The sequence below is a fragment of the Candidatus Bathyarchaeota archaeon genome, from assembly GCA_026014585.1.
Classification (GTDB): domain Archaea; phylum Thermoproteota; class Bathyarchaeia; order Bathyarchaeales; family Bathycorpusculaceae; genus Bathycorpusculum.
Map to the genome: position 1 here is coordinate 1 of JAOZIA010000010.1, position 18589 is coordinate 18589.

Below are 18589 nucleotides of genomic sequence, written 5' to 3' on the forward strand. Positions count from 1 at the left end.
GATGCCCAAGTCAACAACGTCACCAAAACCCTCTTCAAAAAATACCAAAAACCAGAAGACTACGCCAACGCCGACATAACAGAACTCGAAAAAGACATCCACTCAACAGGCTTTTATCACAACAAAGCCAAAAACCTAAAGGCATGCTGTCAAATGCTGGTTGAAAAATTCCATTCTCAAGTCCCAAAAACCATGGAAGAACTGCTGGAACTCCCAGGGGTAGCACGCAAAACCGCCAACATAGTCCTTTTCAACTCATTTGGCATCACCGCAGGTATCGCAGTAGATACACATGTACGTAGACTTTCGCAACGATTGGGCTTAACCCAAACAGATAATCCCCAAAAAATTGAGCAGGACCTGATGACGATTACGCCTAAAGAGAAATGGATGCCGCTCACAGACTTGCTGATTTATCATGGCAGGGCAGTTTGTAACGCAAAAAAACCCAAATGCGAGATTTGTGTGCTGAATCAGATTTGCCCATCAGCCTTCACGTTTAGCAGTTAATTCGCCAAGTTTTTATGCCTGCAACTTCATAGTTTTCTTGAGGGTTTTTTATGGTTAAACAAGTTGAAGTGGGCGATAAGGCTCCGGATTTTATTTTACCTGACACTGAAATGAAAATGCGAAGTCTAAAAGAGTTCTTAGGAGAAAAAGTTGTGCTTGCCTTTTTTGTGAGCGCCTTTACCAGCACCTGCACCCAAGAAGCATGCAGCTTTCGTGATTCGATGTCAAGGCTAACCGATATGAAAGCACAGGTTATTGGAATCAGCGTTAATGACCCCTTCTCTAACAAAGCTTTTTCAGAAAAAAACAGGCTGCCTTTTCCGGTGTTAAGTGACCACACTAGGGAAACGATAAGGGCGTATGGGTTGGAAATGCCTGATTTTGCGGGGCTAAAAGGTTACAGTGTTGCTAAACGCAGCATTGTCATCATTGACAAGGATGGGATAGTGCAGTGGATGTGGGTTTCTGAAAACTCGGAAGTTGAACCTGACTACGAACAGGTACAAAAGGCGGTAGAGCAAGTAAAATAAAGGTCTTTTTTCAAACAAAATCACTAACAAACATATCAGCAGATTTAGTGGTTGTTACTGAAAATTTTAAATAAACAGTTACCAGTATCTTTGCTATGACCCGCAAGAAAAGGCACACACCAAAATCTAGCCAGAAACATTCTGCTATGAAATTTGATAAAAAATTGGTGATAACAATTGTGGTGATGGCTGCTGTCGTCATTGTTTCTGTTGCATTTCTTGCAGTCAATTATTTTGGCGATAATTCCCCCAGTGAGTTAACAGGTTCAACTAAGGTTTTACTGGAGACCAGCATGGGCGATATCACCATTCAACTACGAACAGACAAGCCCATAACTTCTGAGAACTTCCGCACTCTGGTTGAGCAGGGAAGATATGACAACACAGTTTTCCACCGAATTATCGAGGGGTTCATGATCCAAGGCGGAATAGTCTCAGGCACAGTTGATAAAATATCCGACGAGATAGGACAAAACAACAACAATGATGCCTACACTGTAGCGATGGCAAAAACCAGTGAGCCTAACTCAGCAACAAGCCAGTTCTTCATAAACACCGTGGATAATGGCGAAAAAGTAGTGGATTATGACGGAACTAAATTTGACCAAGTTTACACTGTGTTCGGAACCGTGATTGAAGGCAAAGACGTAGTTGATGCAATATCGCAGGTACCATGTGGACCAAACCCAGATAATACAAGCGAGATTAGTTCACCATTGGAACCAGTGACTCTGATTAAAGCAACCATGATACCTTAATCAACCATTTATTCTTCGTCTGCAGTGTTTCTGGCGCAATAGGCATAATAAGTAAGATTCCACAATGTTTTCGAGGACACAATTTATGTCAGGACAAAATCAAACACCTAAACCAGCCTCAGCATACGTAAATGCAACCAAAGTTTTACTCCAAACCAGCATGGGCGACATAACAATCGCGCTACGCAATGATATGCCCATAACAACAGGGAACTTCAAAAACCTAATCCAAAATGGCACATATGACGGCACCATCTTTCACCGCGTCATACCAAACTTTATGATTCAAGGTGGCGACCCCACAGGGACAGGCTACGGAGACCCCTCAATCCCAGACATCAAAGACGAATTCACAAAAAGCAACCACAACGACAGAGGAACCATCGCCATGGCAAACGCGGGTCCAAACACGGGAAGTAGCCAATTCTTCATAAATGTAGTTGACAACAATTACCTTGATGCAATGCACCCCGTTTTTGGGGCGGTTATTTCAGGAATGGATGTTGCAGACAAGATTTCAAAGGTAAAGCGGAACTCAAACGATAAACCCAAAGAAAACGTGACAATCGTAAAAGCAACAATACAGCAGTAGCAAAAATAGGAAAAATCAAAAATTAAGTAAAAAATTTACTTTTTCTTTTCTTCTTTATCTTTAGGCTTAGAACCAATTTCTACCAGTTGGATGTTGACCTGATAGTTTTTGTCGCCTACTTGCATTTTGCCTTGTCCGTAGAAGCCGCGGCTTCCTGTGCTGAAGTTTTTAGGGTTGATTATGAAGGGTTGTTTTACGCCGTTTAATTTTATAGTTGCCATATTGGGTATTTCTTCACTCATTTGAATCATCCAAGTTGGATTATTCTCAGGGTTGCTTTTCACCTTTTCGCTTCCAAAAAACAGCCACAAATAATTACATGGTTACCCATTAAGTAAATCACCCATTGCCAGAAATCCACTTTTCTAATGCCATAATCATTTTCACAAGTCTCAAATTAAGGTGCCTGGATAGGATAACATGGGTTAAAACTGGACAGACAATAACTGCCCAAATTTTTCTTTCCCATCAACTTTTGCTCAGCACTCGACTAAGCGCTGCAACAACGTTTTGGTTACCCATCGCAAGCATGTATGGACCAAGCCTTGGACCTTGCTTTGCACCCAACAAAATTTGGTATAGTAGCTTGAAGAATTTGGCTGGTTTGAGGTTGTTGGTTTTTGCACTGTTGAAGATGGCGTTTTGGATTTTGTCAGGGTCAGATTCAGCTTCCAATGCAGGGATTAGTTCGATGAGAGCTTTTTTCTCCTCAGCAGTCAACGTGACGTCGGTTTCGGTGATTTCTTCAAAGTCCTGTGTCCAATTAAGAGCGTACTCTATACGTTTAGCTAAGCCAGCGTCTATACCTTGACCTTTTTGCAGATAACCATAACTTTGCAGTTTTTCAGCTACAAAATCGTTTAGGCATTCCTTGGGCGCTAGCTTGACAAGGAAAGCCATCAGATTGTAGGGTACATGAATGCTGGCTTTACTTGGTGGCTTCATGACATAGCAGTATTTTAGCAAGCCAGTGAGGCGGATTTTTTCTTTTTCACTAACCTGTTTTTTGCCAAAATAAACATCCTCCATCTCGTCAAGCTCGTTCATGTAAGAAGGAATATCAGAAACATCCAAAGTCCTTGTGCCCACAAACCGCTTAAGCATCAACAACAGCAACGACTGCGGAGAACCATAACGGAACCACACCTGTGGAGTAAACACGTTACCAGCAGACTTAGAAATCTTTTTGCCGCCCTTGTCAAGGAACATCTCGTATTTTGCGTGGCTTGGAGGCTCAAACTTTAGAACTTCACGGCAGATGCGGTCATTTATTTTGACTGAATCCGCGATGTCTTTGCCGTAGGCTTCAAATCGGATGTCCAGTGCTCGCCATCGGGCTGCAAATTCGCTTTTCCAAGTAAGTTTCCCATTTCCACTTTTAATGTCCACTTCGCCCTCATGACCACAACCAGGTATGAGTTTGCCGCGGATTTCTAGCCCTTCGCATTTGTAGGTGACTTTGTCGGTTTTGGGGTCAAACTTGTATGCTCGGGTAGTGTAGAGATGCCCACATTTTTCGCAAACCGCAAAGAACGGCAATACTTCAGTGTAGGTTTCCTGTCCGACCTCTTCTTTGACAATTTCACCTACTTGCCTTGCGTTAGTAAGGATTGTTCGGATTTCGTTTAACAGTAAACCTTTTTTGTAAACTTCGTTGGCTGAGTAATACGTGTACTCTATACCACACGTATCCAGAGCATCCAGCAGTAGTGAACTCATGTGTTTGCCATAGCTTTCATGACACCCAAACGGGTCAGGTATAGTTGATACCGAGTAACCAAGGTATTTCTCTAGGCTCTGAGCAATGTCTGAGGGTAACCCAGCGGGAACCTTGCGCAGCCCGTCCTTGTCATCACAGAAAGCAACCAATTCAGAATTACAATCCATATTTTTCAGCGCTAAGGTCACAGCGTAGCTTCTTGAAGCATCCCCTAAACTGCCAATGTGCGGAAAACCTGAAGCGCCCAAACCCATTTCTGTGCGGACTTTGCTCATGTCGCGCTTTAGGGATTGCTCGCGCTCGATTATTTTTTTTGCCATTAGGTCATACCATGTGCCGTGACCGATAATTTCTTCACTCATTACGTCTGCCTTCTGTCAAATTGACTGTACGTTGATGTAAAAAAATGTATAGGAGCCAAAAAAGGCTTAGGGATTTACTTTCGTTTCAATGCCGCCACTATAGCTAAGACGCCTATTACCAGCAGGATAAGCGCAAGCGAGTACACCCAGCCATAGCCAAACAGGAACCAAGCGCCGCCAACCGCGATTGCACACAAACCCATCGCTATGGTACTAAATGCGCTACGCTCATACTTGACGGGTTTATTTCCTCGTATTGCACCCAGCACTGTTAGCCATAATCCTGCGAACACCAAAAATAGAGGAATCGTCCAAACCCAATCAGCAAGCACCAATACAGCGAGCAGTATCGCAACTACAAAGGCAACAAAGAAAACACCGATGGTTAAGAGTTGACGATTACTTTCGCTCATTATGGTTGCCTATTCTATTTTGTTTCCGCATTCAGGACAGAACTTGCTGTTTGCTGGTATGGATTTGTTGCATTTTGGGCAGGTCATTGCTTCATGTGAGGGCGGGGATAGGTTGGTTCCGCAGTTGGGGCAGAATTTGCTTGTTGCAGGGACTTTTTCGCTGCATTTTGGACAGATAACCAAAGCTGCCGCGGGTGCTGCTTGGGGTGCACCTGTGGGCGTCATGATTTGTGGGATAAGAACCATGCCTGCTCCGAGTGCTCCTGCGCCGCCGCCTCCTTGCCCGAGGCTTGCTGCTGCGCTTTTGACGGTTTCCATGCGCAGAACATCACCGGGTGCGGTTTGTCCTGTTTTGAGCCAGAAGAGTCTTTCGCGGTATTCGGGGGTTGTGTCGATGCCTTCAAAGCGTAGGTCAGTTAGTTCTATGCCGACTCGTTTGAAGTAGTCGCTTAAGCTGTTTTTGACTATGACACTGGTTTCGTCTAGGCGTGTGAATACTGTGATGAGGTCGTAGTGGCTGAGTTCATCAATAATTTTTTCGTTTAGGAAGCCGCGTAGGAAACTGTTGACTTCGTCGGTTGTGTAAGCTTTTTGTCCACCTACAACTTCGTTAACAAACAGTGAAGCCTCCGCGATTTTAAACCAGAACTGCCCATACACTTGAAGCGGTGCAAGTTCGGTGGTTTGTGCTTTGGTTCCCCATTTGCCGGCGAAGATTTTTGTGCTGATGAATATGACGGTTGCTTTGAAGGGTTTGTTTCCGCCAAAACCTGCCAGCCGCGTTAGCAATCCTGTTAATAGGGGCAGATTAAGTGTGGTTAGGGTGTGTCGTCCTGGTCCGAAAACGTCATAGGCTTTTCCATCTCTGAAAAACACTGCCATTTCGTACTCGTGTACGACTAGTTGTGATCCCCATGTGATGTCTTCATTTGGGTAACGCCAAACAATTGCTTCGGCACCAACATTGGTCCATTCTATTACTTGTGGCATTATACATTCACTCCCATGATTACTTCATTTCTTTTACTAAATGTGTCATCTAAAAGTTCAAGCTTATCAGCTATACCTTGAACCTTTTCTTTAAGGTTGGTGTAGTCACCATTTAACAGTTGCACTTTGAGCGCGTCCACTTCTGCAGAGAAAACGTTGACGCTGTCTAAGAGTTGATTGTCAAAGGCTATCATGCGGTCAAGATTTTCCTCTTTGATTTTAACTATGTCAAAGAAGCCGCTGTACCCATAAGATGCATGGTTAACTTTTGAGGCTACTGCATCTGCTTTTGCGGTTAACCTGTCGATGTCAGTTAAAACATCAAAGTAACGTCTATCAGCTATTTTTTGTGATATAGCTCGGATGTTATCTTTATCTTTTGAAAGCTTGGCGTAAAGGTGATTTCGAATAAGCTTATCGGATTCACGTCGCAACTCTTTCTCTTTGTACCCTCTAAAACCAGGGAGCGCCGCGACGATTTTTTCTGAAAGCCTCATTTGGCTTTTAGATTGAGCATATACATCCTTATTTTCGGTCATTTTATAATCCGCCTTTTTTCACTTTTTAATAGAAAAATGGTGTGGCTCTTAAAGTTTTTTAATACACGGAAATCAACCTACTTTACCCTAATACCTTTAGATAACAGATTTTTTTTTTGAAAAGCTTAAGTGCAGAAAAAAACGGATTTTACATCAGCCTTGTATTGCAGTATGGACAAGAATATGTTCCCGTCCGGACCACTTGTCTGCAGTTGGGGCAAATTTTTGTTCCTCTACTGCTTTGTCCACCTGAACTGTACTGAGTAGTATAGCTGCCTCTTGAGTAGCCACCATAACTACTTCCCCCATAGCTATAGCCGGCGGGTTGCCCATACTGTGAACCCCCATACGGTCTTGAATATCTTTGACCTTGATACAATGAGGGATACGAGCTGGGTTGTTGGTAGGGCTGATATTGCTGGTAATAACCTTGCCCTCCGCTACCGCCATAGCCGTAAGGATCCTGCGGATAATATGGGTCTAACCCATCATCATAACCTCTACGTCGTTTGCCTCTACCTCCAATTGAACCTCTAAAATACAGCAAAGTAACGGGAATAAGAATCGCCGCTAAAACAGCCGCGACTATAGCAACTGTTGTGCCAGTGTTGTCTGTTTCGGTTAGTATTGTGGGTTCATCAATGTAGGGGTTGCCAGTTTCTTGAGGGGAAAGCGTTACAGTTGGTGTTGATGTTGCTTGAGCGTCTGTAACTGTGAAATCCACGGTAGCGTTAGTTCCTGAGTCACTTTGCACTGCAATTAATTCATAATCATCTGGATCCCAAGTGTCTTTCACTGTGAAAGTCATGTTAAAAGCTCCGTCACTGTCGGTTATTGTAGTATTGACAAAGTAGTCACCGAGTTCAATTGTAACTGTTGCATCTGAGCCAAAGCCTGTGCCATTCAAAGTAACAAGTGTATCTTCAGAGGCTGAGTCTGGGTCAACAGTTATTGATGCCCCATCAGCTTTAACCATAGGTGAGGCGGCTATTAAAAATAAGACCAAGAAAGTAAAAACCGCTAAAACTGTCTTGGCTAAACTATTTCGTGAATTAAACATAGTTTCACCAAACAAACTATTATAAAATTAAGATTTAACATTTTGCTAAATACCCTATCAATCAAGCGATAAAAAGAATGACATAGAAAGAAATAACCAACATTTTTTCGCATATTAAAAATAGTTTGCTATACATTTCATATTGAATAAAACAAGAGGGCAGCCCAAAAATTTATTGCTAATCCGAAACGCTTATATTTAAAGGATAAAAACACATTGGCAGGTTCGAAGCTCAATGTCAAATCTTAAAAACATCAAAACAGGCAACGCGTTTCTTAGCTTCGACTACTGCTTTTATTATTATTTTACTTAAGCCCAGGACTAAAGTAAAGAAAGTTCTGGGCAAAAAAGGTGTGTGAAGAGATGGCAAACAAAAAAATTGTTGTAAAATTTGGTGGTTCAAGCCTTGCAGATCATGAACGTTTACTGAGAGCTGTAAAAGCCGTGGTTAATGAAACTCAAAAAGGCACAAAAATCGCCGTTGTAGTTTCCGCCATGGGCAAAACAACCGATGTACTAATGACCACTGCAAAAAACACTTCAAATGGAAAACTGGAAAAGAAAGACTTAGACGACATCCTCTCCATGGGCGAACGGACAAGCGTGAGAATCTTTTCTGCAGCACTCAAAAACAATGGTGTGGACTCATGCTATTTTGACCCCGTTGACTGTAATTGGCCAATAATCTCTGATGACTCATTCCAAAACGCTAACCCGATACTTTCAGAATGCGAAAAAAACATCAAAGAAGCAGTCCTGCCTATAGTTGAAAGAGGTGTCGTTCCAGTAATTGCTGGGTTCCTTGGAAAAACCAAAGAGGGAAAAACCACAACAATGGGCAGAGGCGGAAGTGACACAACAGCGTTTGTACTGGCAGAATCTTTAGGTGCAGACCAAGTTATCTTGGTAACTGACGCGGACGGCATAATGTCAGGTGACCCCAAACTGATTAGTAAGCCTCAGCGACTTAAAGAAATAAACGTGTCATCACTTGTTGGCTTGGCAGATTCAGGCTCCAAGTTCATCCACAACAAAGCTTTAAAGTACAAACCTAAAAACATCGACGTTAAAGTTATGAACAGCGCGCACGGAGATTTAAGCAAGGAAGGCACCATAATTAAAGGAGGATTAGCAACGGAACTCGGCGTTGAAATAGCACACCCAAACCCAGTAGCAGAAATAACAGTAGTTGGAAAAGGCATCCCATCAAACCCAGAAATCGTAATGGATATGATGCAAAAAGCCAAAGAGCACTCATCACTTCTGGGCATGTCAATGAACATGAACTCAGTCATACTCTACGTTGCCCAAGACCAAAGCTTAGAGCAGCTAGTAAATAGCATTCATCAGATAACAGTAGGCAACAAAGAAACCCTTGCTATGGCAGTTAAAAAGGACCTTGTGTTTTTGCAAACCAGCGGAGTTGGGCTGGAAGAAACACATGGAATTATCGGAAAAATCAGCGAGGAACTTCGCAAAAACAACATCAACATTTCGGGTATTTTAACCATAACTTCAAGTATTCTTCTTTTTGTAGACTGGAACGAACGAGAGAGAACTCTTACATTAGTAAAGGATGCATTAAAAGGTAAATGAAAATGAATGTTGGAAAAGAACGCAGACTAAAAAGAATAATACAGCAAGACAACAAAACCGTAATCGTACCCATGGACCACGGCGTAACCATAGGACCAATCCAAGGCATAACCAACATGCAACAAATAATCAACCAACTCATAGCAGGCAAAGCCGACGCAGTATTAGTCCACAAAGGCATCGCAAAACGAGTCAACACAAACGGCACAGGATTAATCGTTATGCTCTCAGGCGCATCCAACCTAAACCCCAACATGAACAACAAAGTCCAAGTTTGCAGTGTACAAGAAGCCATAAGAATCGGCGCAGACGCAGTATCAGTGCATGTGAACGTTGGCGCAACTGATGAAGATAAAATGCTGCGAAACCTTGGAAAAGTAGCAGATGAATGCGAAACATTTGGAATGCCCCTGCTTGCCATGATGTATCCGCGAGGACCAAAAATCAACGATGAGCACAACGTACATGTAGTAGCTCATGCCGCACGAATAGGCGCTGAGTTAGGTGCAGACATCATCAAAACAAACTTCACAGGCAACATAGACACCTTCAAAACCGTGACAGAAAGCTGTCCTGTCCCAGTCGTGATTGCTGGAGGACCAAAATGCAAGACACAACAAGAAATCCTGCAAACCACCAGTGACGCAATCAAAGCGGGAGCAGTAGGGCTCTCAATTGGCAGAAACATTTTCCAGCATGAAAACCCAACCTTAATAGTTAAAGCACTCTCAGCAATCGTGCACAAGGAAGCATCTGTTGAGGAAGCCTGTAAGATTTTGGGTGAAAAATGTTGAAGGAACTTTGGATAGAAACACCAAAAAAAAACACCGTAGAGAGCATTGTTAGCCAATATGCTGATTGGGTTGTTGAAGAAAACAAAGCCACACGGCTATCAGATAAAATCACAGCAGATGTTGTTAACCCAAAAAAAGACGACAAACTCGAAAAAGCCAATGTGCAAAACAAGATTTTACGCATCTGCATCCTCGATAAGGAAACAGAAAACCAAACAGTAGAAGCAGCTGAACTGGGTGCAAGTTACTTAATTATCAGCACTGCGAACTGGCGGGTTATTCCATTGGAAAACTTGATTGCCCGCACAAAAAACAAAAGCAAACTCATCGCAGAAGTTACCAACGCAGAAGAAGCCAAAGTAGCCCTTGAAACTCTCGAGTTGGGAACTGATGGTGTTTTACTGAAAAACAGTGACAGCGACGAAATCATAAAAACCGTCTCAGTTGTCAAGCCTGAAGCGTTAAAGCTTGAGATGAAAACAGCAAAAATCATCGCCACCAAACCAATCAGTAACGGCGCAAGAGTCTGTGTTGACACTTGTGACTTGATGACGGTTGGTGAGGGCATGTTGGTTGGCAGTCAAAGTGCGGGGCTGTTTTTGGTTGAGGCTGAGGTTAACGAGAACCCCTATGTTGCGTCGCGTCCCTTCCGTGTTAACGCGGGTTCATGTTCAATGTACACGTTGGGTAATTTGCAGACTACAAGGTACCTGCAGGAGTTCAAAGCAGGCGACGAAGTTGTACTTGTGAATCGCGAGGGTAAAACGCGTAAGGCTAATGTGGGAAGAATAAAAATTGAAATCCGACCACTCATCCTAGTTGAGGCACAGGTGGAGGGAAAAATCATCAAAACCATCCTTCAAAACGCCGAAACCATCCGCGTTGTCACACCAGAGGGCTCAAAACCCGTAACGGAATTAAAAGCGGGCGATGAGGTTGTGGTTCATTTGGCAGCTAAAGGCGGGCGGCACTTTGGAATTTCTGTGCCTGATGAAACGGTGATTGAGAAGTGACCGCGAGAATCTGCGTCTCGATTCTCCCAAAAAACAACCTTGAAGCATTAACCCTAATAAAACAGGCAGAAAACGCAAACGCCGACTTCATCGAAGTCAGATTAGACTGCCTTGAAACCTCCCGCAACCTAAAAGAACTAACAAACATCACAAAAACCCCTCTTATTGCAACCAACAAACTTGAGCGCGAGCACGGGTTTTTCTCTGGAACCGAAGCTGAGCGACAGCAGACGCTTTTGGAATCCGCCAAAAATGGTTTCCAGTACGTTGATGTTGACCTTTCAAGTAGTCTGCATCAAGAGACACTTCTAAAACTCAAAGAAACAGGGGTAAAGACGATTGTGTCCTTCCACAAATTTGATGGACCCTTAACCAATTCGGAAATGGAAGAAGTTCTTCAACAGCAACTTGCTCTGGACGCGGATGTCTGCAAAATCGTGACCACCGCCAGCACAGTTGAAGATAACCTTGCAATATTGCAGTTTATTGCTAAAAACAAAAAACAAGCCCGACTGGTTTGTTTCTGCATGGGCGAGAACGGAAAACTTTCCAGATTGTTCTCACCCCTCTTTGGTGCCTTCTTCACCTTTGCCGCCTTAGACACAGGCAGCGAAACCGCAAAGGGCCAAATGAGCATTGGCGAAATGAAGGCATCCTATGGCATGCTAGGTGTATAATCATGGATGTTTCGGGAAAAACACGCGTGTACGGAGTCATAGGTGACCCCATAGAACACACCCTAAGCCCAACACTGCAAAACGCAGCATTTGAGGCATCAGAGTTAGATTGTGTATTTTTGGCGTTTCCAGTCAAAACAGGACAGGTCAAAGAGGCGCTAGACGGGATGCGAGCACTTGAGATTTGCGGGTTAAACGTGACTATGCCCCACAAAAACGCCGTTATAGCGTATCTGGATGAAATCCAAGAAGAAGCCAAATTCCTAAAAGCAGTAAACACCATCCACAACCAAAATGGCAAACTCCAAGGCTACAACACTGACGGAGTCGGCGCAGTCAACGCGCTAAAAGAAAATGGTGCAGACCCCAAGGGTAAACGTGTTCTTCTTTTGGGTGCGGGTGGTGCTGCAAGAGCAATCGCATTTGCCTTAACTAAGGAGGCATCGGAAATAGTGGTTTTGAACCGCACTGAATCACAGGCAACAGAATTAGCCAATGCCCTGACCGAAGCAACAAAAAAGAAAATCAGTTCAGACACCCTGTCTTCAGAATCACTTAAGGGTCACCTGCCAAAAGCAGACATACTAATCAACGCCACCTCAGTTGGCATGAAACCAGCCCTTCAAAGTCCAGCACCAGCAAACCTGCTAAAACCCGACTCGGCAGTGATGGATATTGTGTACAATCCAGTGGAAACCCAATTGGCAAAAGACGCCAAAGCCACAGGTGCCAAAGTGGTTAGCGGGGTTGAAATGCTCATTTATCAAGGTGCGGCAGCGTTTGAGATTTGGACAGGACAGAGCGCGCCCGTAGATGTTATGAGGAAGGCCGCGCTTAATCACTTACAGAAGGTGCAAATTTGAAGGGTCAAGCAACGGCTTTGGCGCATGGTGCAGCTACAATAGTTAACGCGATAGCTTTGGGGAAGGGTGCCGCGTTTGGTGTGGACTTGTGGACTAAGGCGCGTGTAGAGTTAACGGATGAACCAGAAATAATCAAGGCTGAAATTACTTCTGACCCAAAAGAGAGCCCATTATTAACCCAAAGTGCTGCAATTCGAGTTCTCAAACATTTCAAAGCTGACAAACAGTTTGGTGCAAACATCACCTCATGGTCAAGCATTCCCGCTGCAAGAGGACTAAAAAGTAGCAGTGTAGCCGCAAACGCTGTGGTACTGGCAACTGCAGCCGCACTTGGGCAGAAGCTGGATGATTTGGAAGCTGTGCATCTGGGGGTGCAGGCGGCGTTTGACGCCAAAGTTACGGTCACCGGCGCTTTTGATGATGCGTCAGCATCCTATTTTGGCGGCGTAGTAATCACTGACAATTCTGCGCAGAAAATCGTGAAGTGTTTGCCTCTACCTGAAGACGTGGTTGTGCTGTTTCATGTTCCGCCCCAAAAAGCTTACACAATAAACAGTGATGTTCAGAGGCTGAAAACTGTAAAGCCGCTGGTTGAGCTCGCCTACGAGGAAACTTTGAAGGGCAAAATCTGGGATGCCCTGACGCTTAATGGTCTGGTTTATTCTGCTGCGTCGAATCAGAACAGCAAAATCGCAGTTGACGCGTTGGCGGCTGGTGCTGTGGCAGCTGGGCTTTGTGGTAAAGGGCCCTCAACAACCGCAGTGTGTCCCATAGAAAAAGTGGAAGTGGTTAAAGTTGCTCTTCAAGCCTATGAAGGCGAAATCTTGCAGGCGAACCTGAACAGTGAGAAAGCCAAGGTGATACCGAATTGACAGACGTAACCATCAATCGAACCCTCAAACTCAAAGGCAAAGTCTGCACGCCACCCTCAAAATCTTACACTCAACGCATGGTTCTCGCTGCTGCACTTAGTCAGGGCACATCAAAAATCTCCAACCCACTAATCGCCCAAGATTCCGAGGCAATATTGCGAGCCATCACAGCTTTTGGTGCAAAAACCAAAATCTCAGAGGATTGCTGGAAAATCGAAGGTACCAGACAGATAACAACTCCAACTGAACCAGTGGATTGTGGTGAATCAGGTGCGACTTTGCGGTTTATGGTTCCCGTAGCAGCGTTAACGGAGGGTTCTTCGACTTTGTTGTTTAGGGGTTCTCTTGAGCGTCGCCCAATTGACCCGTTACTGAAAAGCCTCAGTGAGCTTGGAGCCCAAGCAGAGGTTACAAAGGTTGGTGATAAGGATGCAGTGAAGGTTTTTGGTGGCGGAATCAAGGGCGGAAAAACCCAGATTGCAGGCAACGTGAGCAGCCAGTTTATTTCGGGGTTAATGTTTGCGTGCCCAATGGCACAAAATGACACCGAAATCACCTTAACCACACCCCTTGAATCGAAGGATTACGTGAAAATGACGGCGGAAGTGCTTGCCCAACACAAAATACGTGTTCACATCAAAGAGGACTTTAGCCAAATAATCATACCAGCAAAACAAACCTACAAACCACACAGCAGCAGGGTTCCAGGCGATTTCTCCTCAGCAGCCTTTCTTTTAGCAGCTTCCGCCATAACAGATTCAAAAGTGAAAATTGAAAACCTCCCATATCAAACTGCTCAAGGTGACAGGGCAATTTTGGAGATTCTCAAACGTATGGGTGTAGAAGAAAAAGTCTCCTCGGGTTATGTGGAAATCAGAGGTACAGGCGGCTACCTCAAAGCCACTGACGTTGATGCCTCAAATATTCCTGACCTTGTTCCAGCATGCGTGGTTCTTGCCTGCTACGCAAGGGGTATCTCAAAAATTTACAATGCAGGCAGACTCAGACTCAAAGAATCAGACAGACTCACATCACTCTATATTGAGCTAAAAAATATGGGAGCAGACATCGTGATGGATGAGGACAGCTTAACAATTAGGGGTCCATCGATGATGTATGGTGCAATGATTGATGCACACAATGACCACCGAATCGCCATGGCCTGCGCAGTCGCAGCTTTACGCGCAGAGGGGGAAACCATCATAAAATATGCGCAATGCGTTCGAAAATCTTATCCGCAATTCTTCATTCATCTTAAACAATTAGGAGCAGATGTAGTTGGCGGGAAATTCGATAGGTAAAGAATTCACCATAACCAGTTTCGGAGAAAGCCACGGCAAAGTCATCGGCGTAGTAGTTGATGGTTGCCCAGCAGGCTTGCCACTATCCGAAGAAGACATCCAAGTTGAACTGGACAGGCGCATACCAGCAGAACCCAAAATCAGTTCAGCGCGAAGAGAAAAAGACACAGCAACCATACTATCAGGCGTTTTCAATGGTTACACCACAGGTGCCCCAATTACAGTTACAGTTCAAAATAAGGAAACCATCTCAAGTGATTACGAATCCATCAAAGACCTGCCGCGACCTGGACACTCTGATTTTCCAGCTAAAATCAGGTACGGCGGATTTAACGATTACCGAGGCGGCGGACGCTTCTCAGGACGAGTCACCGTCGCATTGATTATGGCTGGTGCGATTGCCAAAAAACTGCTCACCCGCTACAACATTGACGTTTTAGCTTACACGCTGTCAATCGGAAACGTGCGGACAGAGAAGCGGTTCTCGGCAGCGATGATTCGTGAAAACAAGTTTTTGGCTTCAACACGTTGTCCTGACCTTGAATGCGCACAGAAAATGGAGGAAGCCATCATTAACGCACGCAAAGAAGGAGATAGCCTTGGCGGGTTAGTGGAATGCTTTGTGTTGAATATGCCCGTTGGCATAGGTGAGCCCTTGTTTGATGCGTTGGATGCGGATTTGGCTAAGGCGGTTTTTGTGGTTTCTGCCGTAAAGGGTGTAGAGTTTGGTGCGGGGTTCGTGGCTGCTGAACTGCGTGGCTCAGAAAACAATGATGAATTTCTGCTAAAGAACGGCAAAGTCGTGTCCAACACGGAGAATGCTGGTGGAATTCTTGGGGGAATGTCCACTGGAATGCCCATCACGCTACGGGCAGCAATCAAACCCACACCAAGCATCGGCAAAGAACAAAAAACCGTGAATTTGTCCTGCATGAAAGAGGAAACCCTAAACATCACAGGCAGACATGACCCATGCGTGGTTCCCAAAGCAGTGCCAGCAATCGAAGCGGTAGTTGCAGTAACCATAGCTGACCATCTGATTCGAGCAGGATTTATTTCTAAAGTTCTCAAGGAGCACTAAAAATGAGCGAACTTGAACAACTAAGGAAAAAAGTAGATGCCACAGACGAGAAAATTTTGGCTGCGCTCTGTGAGCGGGTGGCTGTTTGCAGAGAGATTGGTGCGGTTAAAAAGAAGAATGGATTAGCGGTTAGAGATACGGAACGTGAGGAGCAGCTTTTGGAGCGAATTAGCCAGAGGGCTGCTGAATTGGGTTTGGATTCAGATTCTGTTTTGGTGCTTTACCGCGAAATAGTTAATATGTGCAGTATCGTTCAAAGGTAAAGGAACTCTTTACGGAGAGCCAAATGGTATGCTGTATGAAATAAATGAGAAAGCTCTTAGACTGGAAAGTGAAGGAAAAAAGATTATTCGCTTAAACCTTGGTGACCCTGACATGGCAACTCCACCCGAAATCGTGGAAGCAGCTTATGCGTCAATGAAGGCAGGTAAAACCAAGTACTCATCCTCTTATGGCGAAGGCAAGCTGAGGGCTAAACTTGCAGAAATTCACAATGTTAAACCTGAAAACATAGTTATCACTCCGGGGTCTAAATGGGGCATCTTTGCTACCCTGTACTTGATGATGAAGGGCGGCGGAAACGTAATCGTGCCCACACCCTACTGGACCGCTTATGATTTAATCGCTAAAACCCTTGGCGCCAAAACCAAACTGCTCAAAACTACGCTGGAAGACCAATGGAAAGTTGATTTGGGTCAGCTGGAAGAAATGATTGATGCCGAAACCAAAATGATAATTCTCAACAACCCCAACAACCCAACCAGCAAAGTCATCGACGACAGAACGTTGGATGGCATCGTGGAAATCGCCAACAAAAAAGGCATCACCATCCTCTCCGATGAAGTTTACGGCGCTATCGCGTTTAACAAAACCAAAAGCATCCTCGACTACGACGGAGAATGCAAACACATACTAAGCAATGGGTTTAGCAAAACCTTCACCATGACAGGCTGGAGAATCGGATACATCATCGCCGAAAAAATGCTAGTTGACAAAATAACCAAACTCAACCAAATCACCATCAACAACGTACCCGTATTCATCCAAGAAGCCGCCATGAAAGGCTTAGAGCTACACGCCCAAATCGCCAGCAACATTAAAGCAAAATACAAAGCACGCGCTGACCTCGCAAGCAAAAAACTCGCAGACGCAGGCTTCAAATTCACCAAACCCGACGCCCCCTTCTACGTGTTTCCAAAACTGGATGGGTTAGATGGCGAAAAATTCACTTTGAATTTGCTGGATAATGGTGTCGCGGTGGCTCCGGGTACAAGTTTTGGTGATTACCGTGAGCACTTCCGCATTAGCTTAACTGCTCCAGACGACCAAATTGAGGTTGCACTGGATAAAATCTGTGAGGCTGCCAAATGAGAATTGCGGTTATCGGCGCTGGAAAAATGGGCGTATGGTTCGCCAAGTTTTTTCAGAGCAGGGGCTACAGCGTAGTTCTCGCCGACCGCAAACAAGAAAAACTCGTTCCTCACCAAAATCAATCCTTTTCTTTAACAACCAACTTTTCTGAAGCCGTCAAAGACGCAGACCAAGTTCTGCTCTGTGTAGCCATTGACGCCATGGAAGAAGTCACCAAAACCATCAGCCCCGCCCTACACAAAGGACAAGTCGTCATGGACGTGTGCTCTGTTAAGCAGACACCCGTAGAGGTTATGCACCGCTACATCAAAGACGCCACCGTATTAGGAACGCATCCCGTGTTTGGTCCCGGAAGCAATGGCATAGCCCACAAAGCCTACATCCTAACCCCAACCAATTCTGAAGAAGAAAAATTCGCCTCCGAGTTCAAGGCGTGGCTGGAAAAAGAGGAAGCTCACGTGTTTGTGATGTCTCCTAAAAAACATGATGAGCTCATCGCGGTTGTGTTGGGTTTGCCGCATTTTCTGGGTTTAGTTGCCTGCGAGACACTTTTGGAGCAGGAGACTTTGGCTGAAACCAAAAAGGTCTCGGGAACCACGTATCGCATGCTGTACACGCTGGCTGAGGCGACTGCGTTGGAGACGCCTGATTTGTTTGCGAGTTTGCAGACGAGCCTGCCTGAAGTGGACAAGGTTGAGGGCGTGTTTGTGGCTAAAGCTCAAGAATGGCTTGATTTGATAAAGCGCAAGGATTCTGCGGCAATCAAGGAGCGCATGGCACAACTTAACAAGAAACTCAAACAATCCGACAGCAACTTCACAGACTCCTACGAAGTAATGTATAAGATGCTGGAATCCACAGAAAAATAACCCACATTTTTGAGAAACAAATTTTGGTTGAAAAATCAGCTATTAGGGATCTACCCCTCTATGGTTTCTGCATCGAGTTTCTAATAGGCACCAAATAGGCTCCAAATATGAAGTTGCCAATGAGTAGCATTGAGTACATGTTGGGGAGTTTTCAGGGACAAAAACTATACAAAAAGCCTTTTAGGCAAATTATTTTTTCTTGATTAGGATTTGGATTGCTTTTTCTACTTCTTCAGAGATGACGCCGCCATGGGTTTTTCCGTGTTTTTCGATTAGGTATTTCATGAATTGGTCCCAGATGATTGTGTCGACGTATATGGTTGTTCTTTTTTTCACTTTGGTTCCTCGTGGGACATAATGACGTCATAACCCTAAATGTTTTATACAACATGACGTCATAACATAATAACATCATAACGCTAATTTGTGAAGGTGAGAAACAGGCATGAGCCAACAAAAAACAAAACACCGCAATGTAACCAACATGACCCCAAACCAACAACGCGAACTATTCAAAGAATACATGAACCAAAGCGGCTTTTCAGCTTTCATAAAAAACCAAAACAACCAACAAACCCAATACACCTTCCACTACAAAAACCAACAAACTAATCCTACTTTTTAGCATTGAACTTTTAAAAAATGCTTTAACTCTTTTTGTTACCATAATTTTTATAT

The 18589-nt window shown here is 44.4% G+C and carries 23 protein-coding genes; 16 read left to right on the plus strand and 7 right to left on the minus strand.

Annotation, left to right across the window (positions count from 1 at the left end; translation table 11 throughout):
* The 4 genes from NWF01_04520 to NWF01_04535 form a co-directional block, all read left to right on the plus strand.
* The coding region (locus NWF01_04520) for an endonuclease III (GenBank protein MCW4024284.1) at nucleotides 1-510 on the plus strand (510 nt) is incomplete at its 5' end.
* Between the two features lie 50 nt (nucleotides 511-560).
* The gene (locus NWF01_04525) at nucleotides 561-1040 is read left to right on the plus strand and encodes a redoxin domain-containing protein (protein MCW4024285.1); all 480 of its coding nucleotides are present in this window, start codon (nucleotides 561-563) and stop codon (nucleotides 1038-1040) included.
* 146 nt (nucleotides 1041-1186) lie between these two features.
* Nucleotides 1187-1798 (plus strand): peptidylprolyl isomerase, encoded by a 612-nt coding sequence (locus NWF01_04530; protein MCW4024286.1) that lies wholly within the window; start codon nucleotides 1187-1189, stop codon nucleotides 1796-1798.
* 85 nt (nucleotides 1799-1883) lie between these two features.
* On the plus strand, nucleotides 1884-2390 hold the full coding sequence (locus NWF01_04535; protein ID MCW4024287.1) for a peptidylprolyl isomerase: 507 nt from the start codon (nucleotides 1884-1886) through the stop codon (nucleotides 2388-2390).
* A gap of 35 nt (nucleotides 2391-2425) precedes the next feature.
* Here the strand turns inward: NWF01_04535 and NWF01_04540 are convergent, their stop codons facing one another.
* The 6 genes from NWF01_04540 to NWF01_04565 all read right to left on the minus strand — a co-directional run bounded on the left by NWF01_04540 (nucleotide 2426) and on the right by NWF01_04565 (nucleotide 7390).
* On the minus strand, nucleotides 2426-2632 hold the full coding sequence (locus NWF01_04540; protein MCW4024288.1) for a hypothetical protein: 207 nt from the start codon (nucleotides 2630-2632) through the stop codon (nucleotides 2426-2428).
* A gap of 226 nt (nucleotides 2633-2858) precedes the next feature.
* On the minus strand, nucleotides 2859-4472 hold the full coding sequence (lysS, locus tag NWF01_04545; protein MCW4024289.1) for a lysine--tRNA ligase: 1614 nt from the start codon (nucleotides 4470-4472) through the stop codon (nucleotides 2859-2861).
* 74 nt (nucleotides 4473-4546) lie between these two features.
* Nucleotides 4547-4885 carry a hypothetical protein gene (locus tag NWF01_04550; GenBank protein ID MCW4024290.1) on the minus strand — a complete coding sequence of 113 codons (339 nt, stop codon included), beginning with the start codon at nucleotides 4883-4885 and terminating at the stop codon, nucleotides 4547-4549.
* Nucleotides 4886-4894: 9 nt separating this feature from the next.
* The gene (locus NWF01_04555; protein MCW4024291.1) at nucleotides 4895-5875 is read right to left on the minus strand and encodes an SPFH domain-containing protein; all 981 of its coding nucleotides are present in this window, start codon (nucleotides 5873-5875) and stop codon (nucleotides 4895-4897) included.
* A complete protein-coding gene (locus tag NWF01_04560; GenBank protein ID MCW4024292.1) occupies nucleotides 5875-6414 on the minus strand; it encodes a hypothetical protein in 540 nt (179 codons plus the stop codon). The genes NWF01_04555 and NWF01_04560 overlap by 1 nt, the downstream gene beginning before the upstream one ends.
* A gap of 148 nt (nucleotides 6415-6562) precedes the next feature.
* Nucleotides 6563-7390, minus strand: coding sequence for a hypothetical protein (locus NWF01_04565; protein MCW4024293.1), 828 nt, complete (start codon nucleotides 7388-7390; stop codon nucleotides 6563-6565).
* A gap of 447 nt (nucleotides 7391-7837) precedes the next feature.
* Between NWF01_04565 and NWF01_04570 the strand changes: the two genes are divergently transcribed.
* The 11 genes from NWF01_04570 to NWF01_04620 are packed head-to-tail and all read left to right on the plus strand — an operon-like array spanning nucleotide 7838 to nucleotide 17911.
* Entirely contained in the window at nucleotides 7838-9070 is a 1233-nt protein-coding gene (locus NWF01_04570) for an aspartate kinase (protein ID MCW4024294.1), read from the plus strand.
* Entirely contained in the window at nucleotides 9067-9864 is a 798-nt protein-coding gene (locus NWF01_04575) for a 2-amino-3,7-dideoxy-D-threo-hept-6-ulosonate synthase (protein MCW4024295.1), read from the plus strand. The genes NWF01_04570 and NWF01_04575 overlap by 4 nt, the downstream gene beginning before the upstream one ends.
* The gene (locus NWF01_04580) at nucleotides 9861-10877 is read left to right on the plus strand and encodes a 3-dehydroquinate synthase II (protein MCW4024296.1); all 1017 of its coding nucleotides are present in this window, start codon (nucleotides 9861-9863) and stop codon (nucleotides 10875-10877) included. The genes NWF01_04575 and NWF01_04580 overlap by 4 nt, the downstream gene beginning before the upstream one ends.
* Nucleotides 10874-11554, plus strand: coding sequence for a type I 3-dehydroquinate dehydratase (locus tag NWF01_04585; protein ID MCW4024297.1), 681 nt, complete (start codon nucleotides 10874-10876; stop codon nucleotides 11552-11554). Before NWF01_04580 ends, NWF01_04585 begins: the two co-directional genes overlap by 4 nt.
* A 2-nt stretch (nucleotides 11555-11556) precedes the next feature.
* Nucleotides 11557-12417 (plus strand): shikimate dehydrogenase, encoded by an 861-nt coding sequence (locus NWF01_04590; GenBank protein ID MCW4024298.1) that lies wholly within the window; start codon nucleotides 11557-11559, stop codon nucleotides 12415-12417.
* The gene (locus tag NWF01_04595; protein ID MCW4024299.1) at nucleotides 12414-13289 is read left to right on the plus strand and encodes a shikimate kinase; all 876 of its coding nucleotides are present in this window, start codon (nucleotides 12414-12416) and stop codon (nucleotides 13287-13289) included. The genes NWF01_04590 and NWF01_04595 overlap by 4 nt, the downstream gene beginning before the upstream one ends.
* Nucleotides 13286-14590: a 3-phosphoshikimate 1-carboxyvinyltransferase gene (aroA, locus tag NWF01_04600; GenBank protein MCW4024300.1), complete on the plus strand. Its 1305-nt coding sequence runs from the start codon at nucleotides 13286-13288 to the stop codon at nucleotides 14588-14590. Before NWF01_04595 ends, aroA begins: the two co-directional genes overlap by 4 nt.
* A complete protein-coding gene (gene aroC, locus NWF01_04605; protein MCW4024301.1) occupies nucleotides 14568-15671 on the plus strand; it encodes a chorismate synthase in 1104 nt (367 codons plus the stop codon). The genes aroA and aroC overlap by 23 nt, the downstream gene beginning before the upstream one ends.
* Nucleotides 15672-15673: 2 nt before the next feature.
* The gene (locus NWF01_04610) at nucleotides 15674-15934 is read left to right on the plus strand and encodes a chorismate mutase (GenBank protein ID MCW4024302.1); all 261 of its coding nucleotides are present in this window, start codon (nucleotides 15674-15676) and stop codon (nucleotides 15932-15934) included.
* Between the two features lie 28 nt (nucleotides 15935-15962).
* Complete coding sequence (locus NWF01_04615; protein MCW4024303.1) at nucleotides 15963-17042, plus strand: pyridoxal phosphate-dependent aminotransferase; 1080 nt, start codon at nucleotides 15963-15965, stop codon at nucleotides 17040-17042.
* Nucleotides 17039-17911 (plus strand): prephenate dehydrogenase/arogenate dehydrogenase family protein, encoded by an 873-nt coding sequence (locus NWF01_04620; GenBank protein MCW4024304.1) that lies wholly within the window; start codon nucleotides 17039-17041, stop codon nucleotides 17909-17911. Before NWF01_04615 ends, NWF01_04620 begins: the two co-directional genes overlap by 4 nt.
* A 189-nt stretch (nucleotides 17912-18100) precedes the next feature.
* Here the strand turns inward: NWF01_04620 and NWF01_04625 are convergent, their stop codons facing one another.
* The gene (locus NWF01_04625) at nucleotides 18101-18247 is read right to left on the minus strand and encodes a hypothetical protein (GenBank protein MCW4024305.1); all 147 of its coding nucleotides are present in this window, start codon (nucleotides 18245-18247) and stop codon (nucleotides 18101-18103) included.
* Between the two features lie 109 nt (nucleotides 18248-18356).
* Here NWF01_04625 and NWF01_04630 point away from each other — a divergent pair, with 109 nt between their 5' ends.
* A complete protein-coding gene (locus NWF01_04630) occupies nucleotides 18357-18536 on the plus strand; it encodes a hypothetical protein (GenBank protein ID MCW4024306.1) in 180 nt (59 codons plus the stop codon).
* Nucleotides 18537-18589: the final 53 nt, after the last annotated feature.

Excerpts from the sequence above, each read along its gene's own strand:
- NWF01_04525 (MCW4024285.1), top strand. The coding sequence starts at position 561 with ATGGTTAAACAAGTTGAAGTGGGCGATAAGGCTCCGGATTTTATTTTA.
- NWF01_04530 (MCW4024286.1), top strand. The coding sequence starts at position 1,187 with ATGAAATTTGATAAAAAATTGGTGATAACAATTGTGGTGATGGCTGCT.
- NWF01_04535 (MCW4024287.1), top strand. The coding sequence starts at position 1,884 with ATGTCAGGACAAAATCAAACACCTAAACCAGCCTCAGCATACGTAAAT.
- NWF01_04540 (MCW4024288.1), bottom strand. The coding sequence starts at position 2,632 with ATGAGTGAAGAAATACCCAATATGGCAACTATAAAATTAAACGGCGTA.
- lysS (MCW4024289.1), bottom strand. The coding sequence starts at position 4,472 with ATGAGTGAAGAAATTATCGGTCACGGCACATGGTATGACCTAATGGCA.
- NWF01_04550 (MCW4024290.1), bottom strand. The coding sequence starts at position 4,885 with ATGAGCGAAAGTAATCGTCAACTCTTAACCATCGGTGTTTTCTTTGTT.
- NWF01_04555 (MCW4024291.1), bottom strand. The coding sequence starts at position 5,875 with ATGCCACAAGTAATAGAATGGACCAATGTTGGTGCCGAAGCAATTGTT.
- NWF01_04560 (MCW4024292.1), bottom strand. The coding sequence starts at position 6,414 with ATGACCGAAAATAAGGATGTATATGCTCAATCTAAAAGCCAAATGAGG.
- NWF01_04565 (MCW4024293.1), bottom strand. The coding sequence starts at position 7,390 with ATGGTTAAAGCTGATGGGGCATCAATAACTGTTGACCCAGACTCAGCC.
- NWF01_04570 (MCW4024294.1), top strand. The coding sequence starts at position 7,838 with ATGGCAAACAAAAAAATTGTTGTAAAATTTGGTGGTTCAAGCCTTGCA.
- NWF01_04575 (MCW4024295.1), top strand. The coding sequence starts at position 9,067 with ATGAAAATGAATGTTGGAAAAGAACGCAGACTAAAAAGAATAATACAG.
- NWF01_04590 (MCW4024298.1), top strand. The coding sequence starts at position 11,557 with ATGGATGTTTCGGGAAAAACACGCGTGTACGGAGTCATAGGTGACCCC.
- NWF01_04610 (MCW4024302.1), top strand. The coding sequence starts at position 15,674 with ATGAGCGAACTTGAACAACTAAGGAAAAAAGTAGATGCCACAGACGAG.
- NWF01_04615 (MCW4024303.1), top strand. The coding sequence starts at position 15,963 with ATGCTGTATGAAATAAATGAGAAAGCTCTTAGACTGGAAAGTGAAGGA.
- NWF01_04620 (MCW4024304.1), top strand. The coding sequence starts at position 17,039 with ATGAGAATTGCGGTTATCGGCGCTGGAAAAATGGGCGTATGGTTCGCC.
- NWF01_04630 (MCW4024306.1), top strand. The coding sequence starts at position 18,357 with ATGAGCCAACAAAAAACAAAACACCGCAATGTAACCAACATGACCCCA.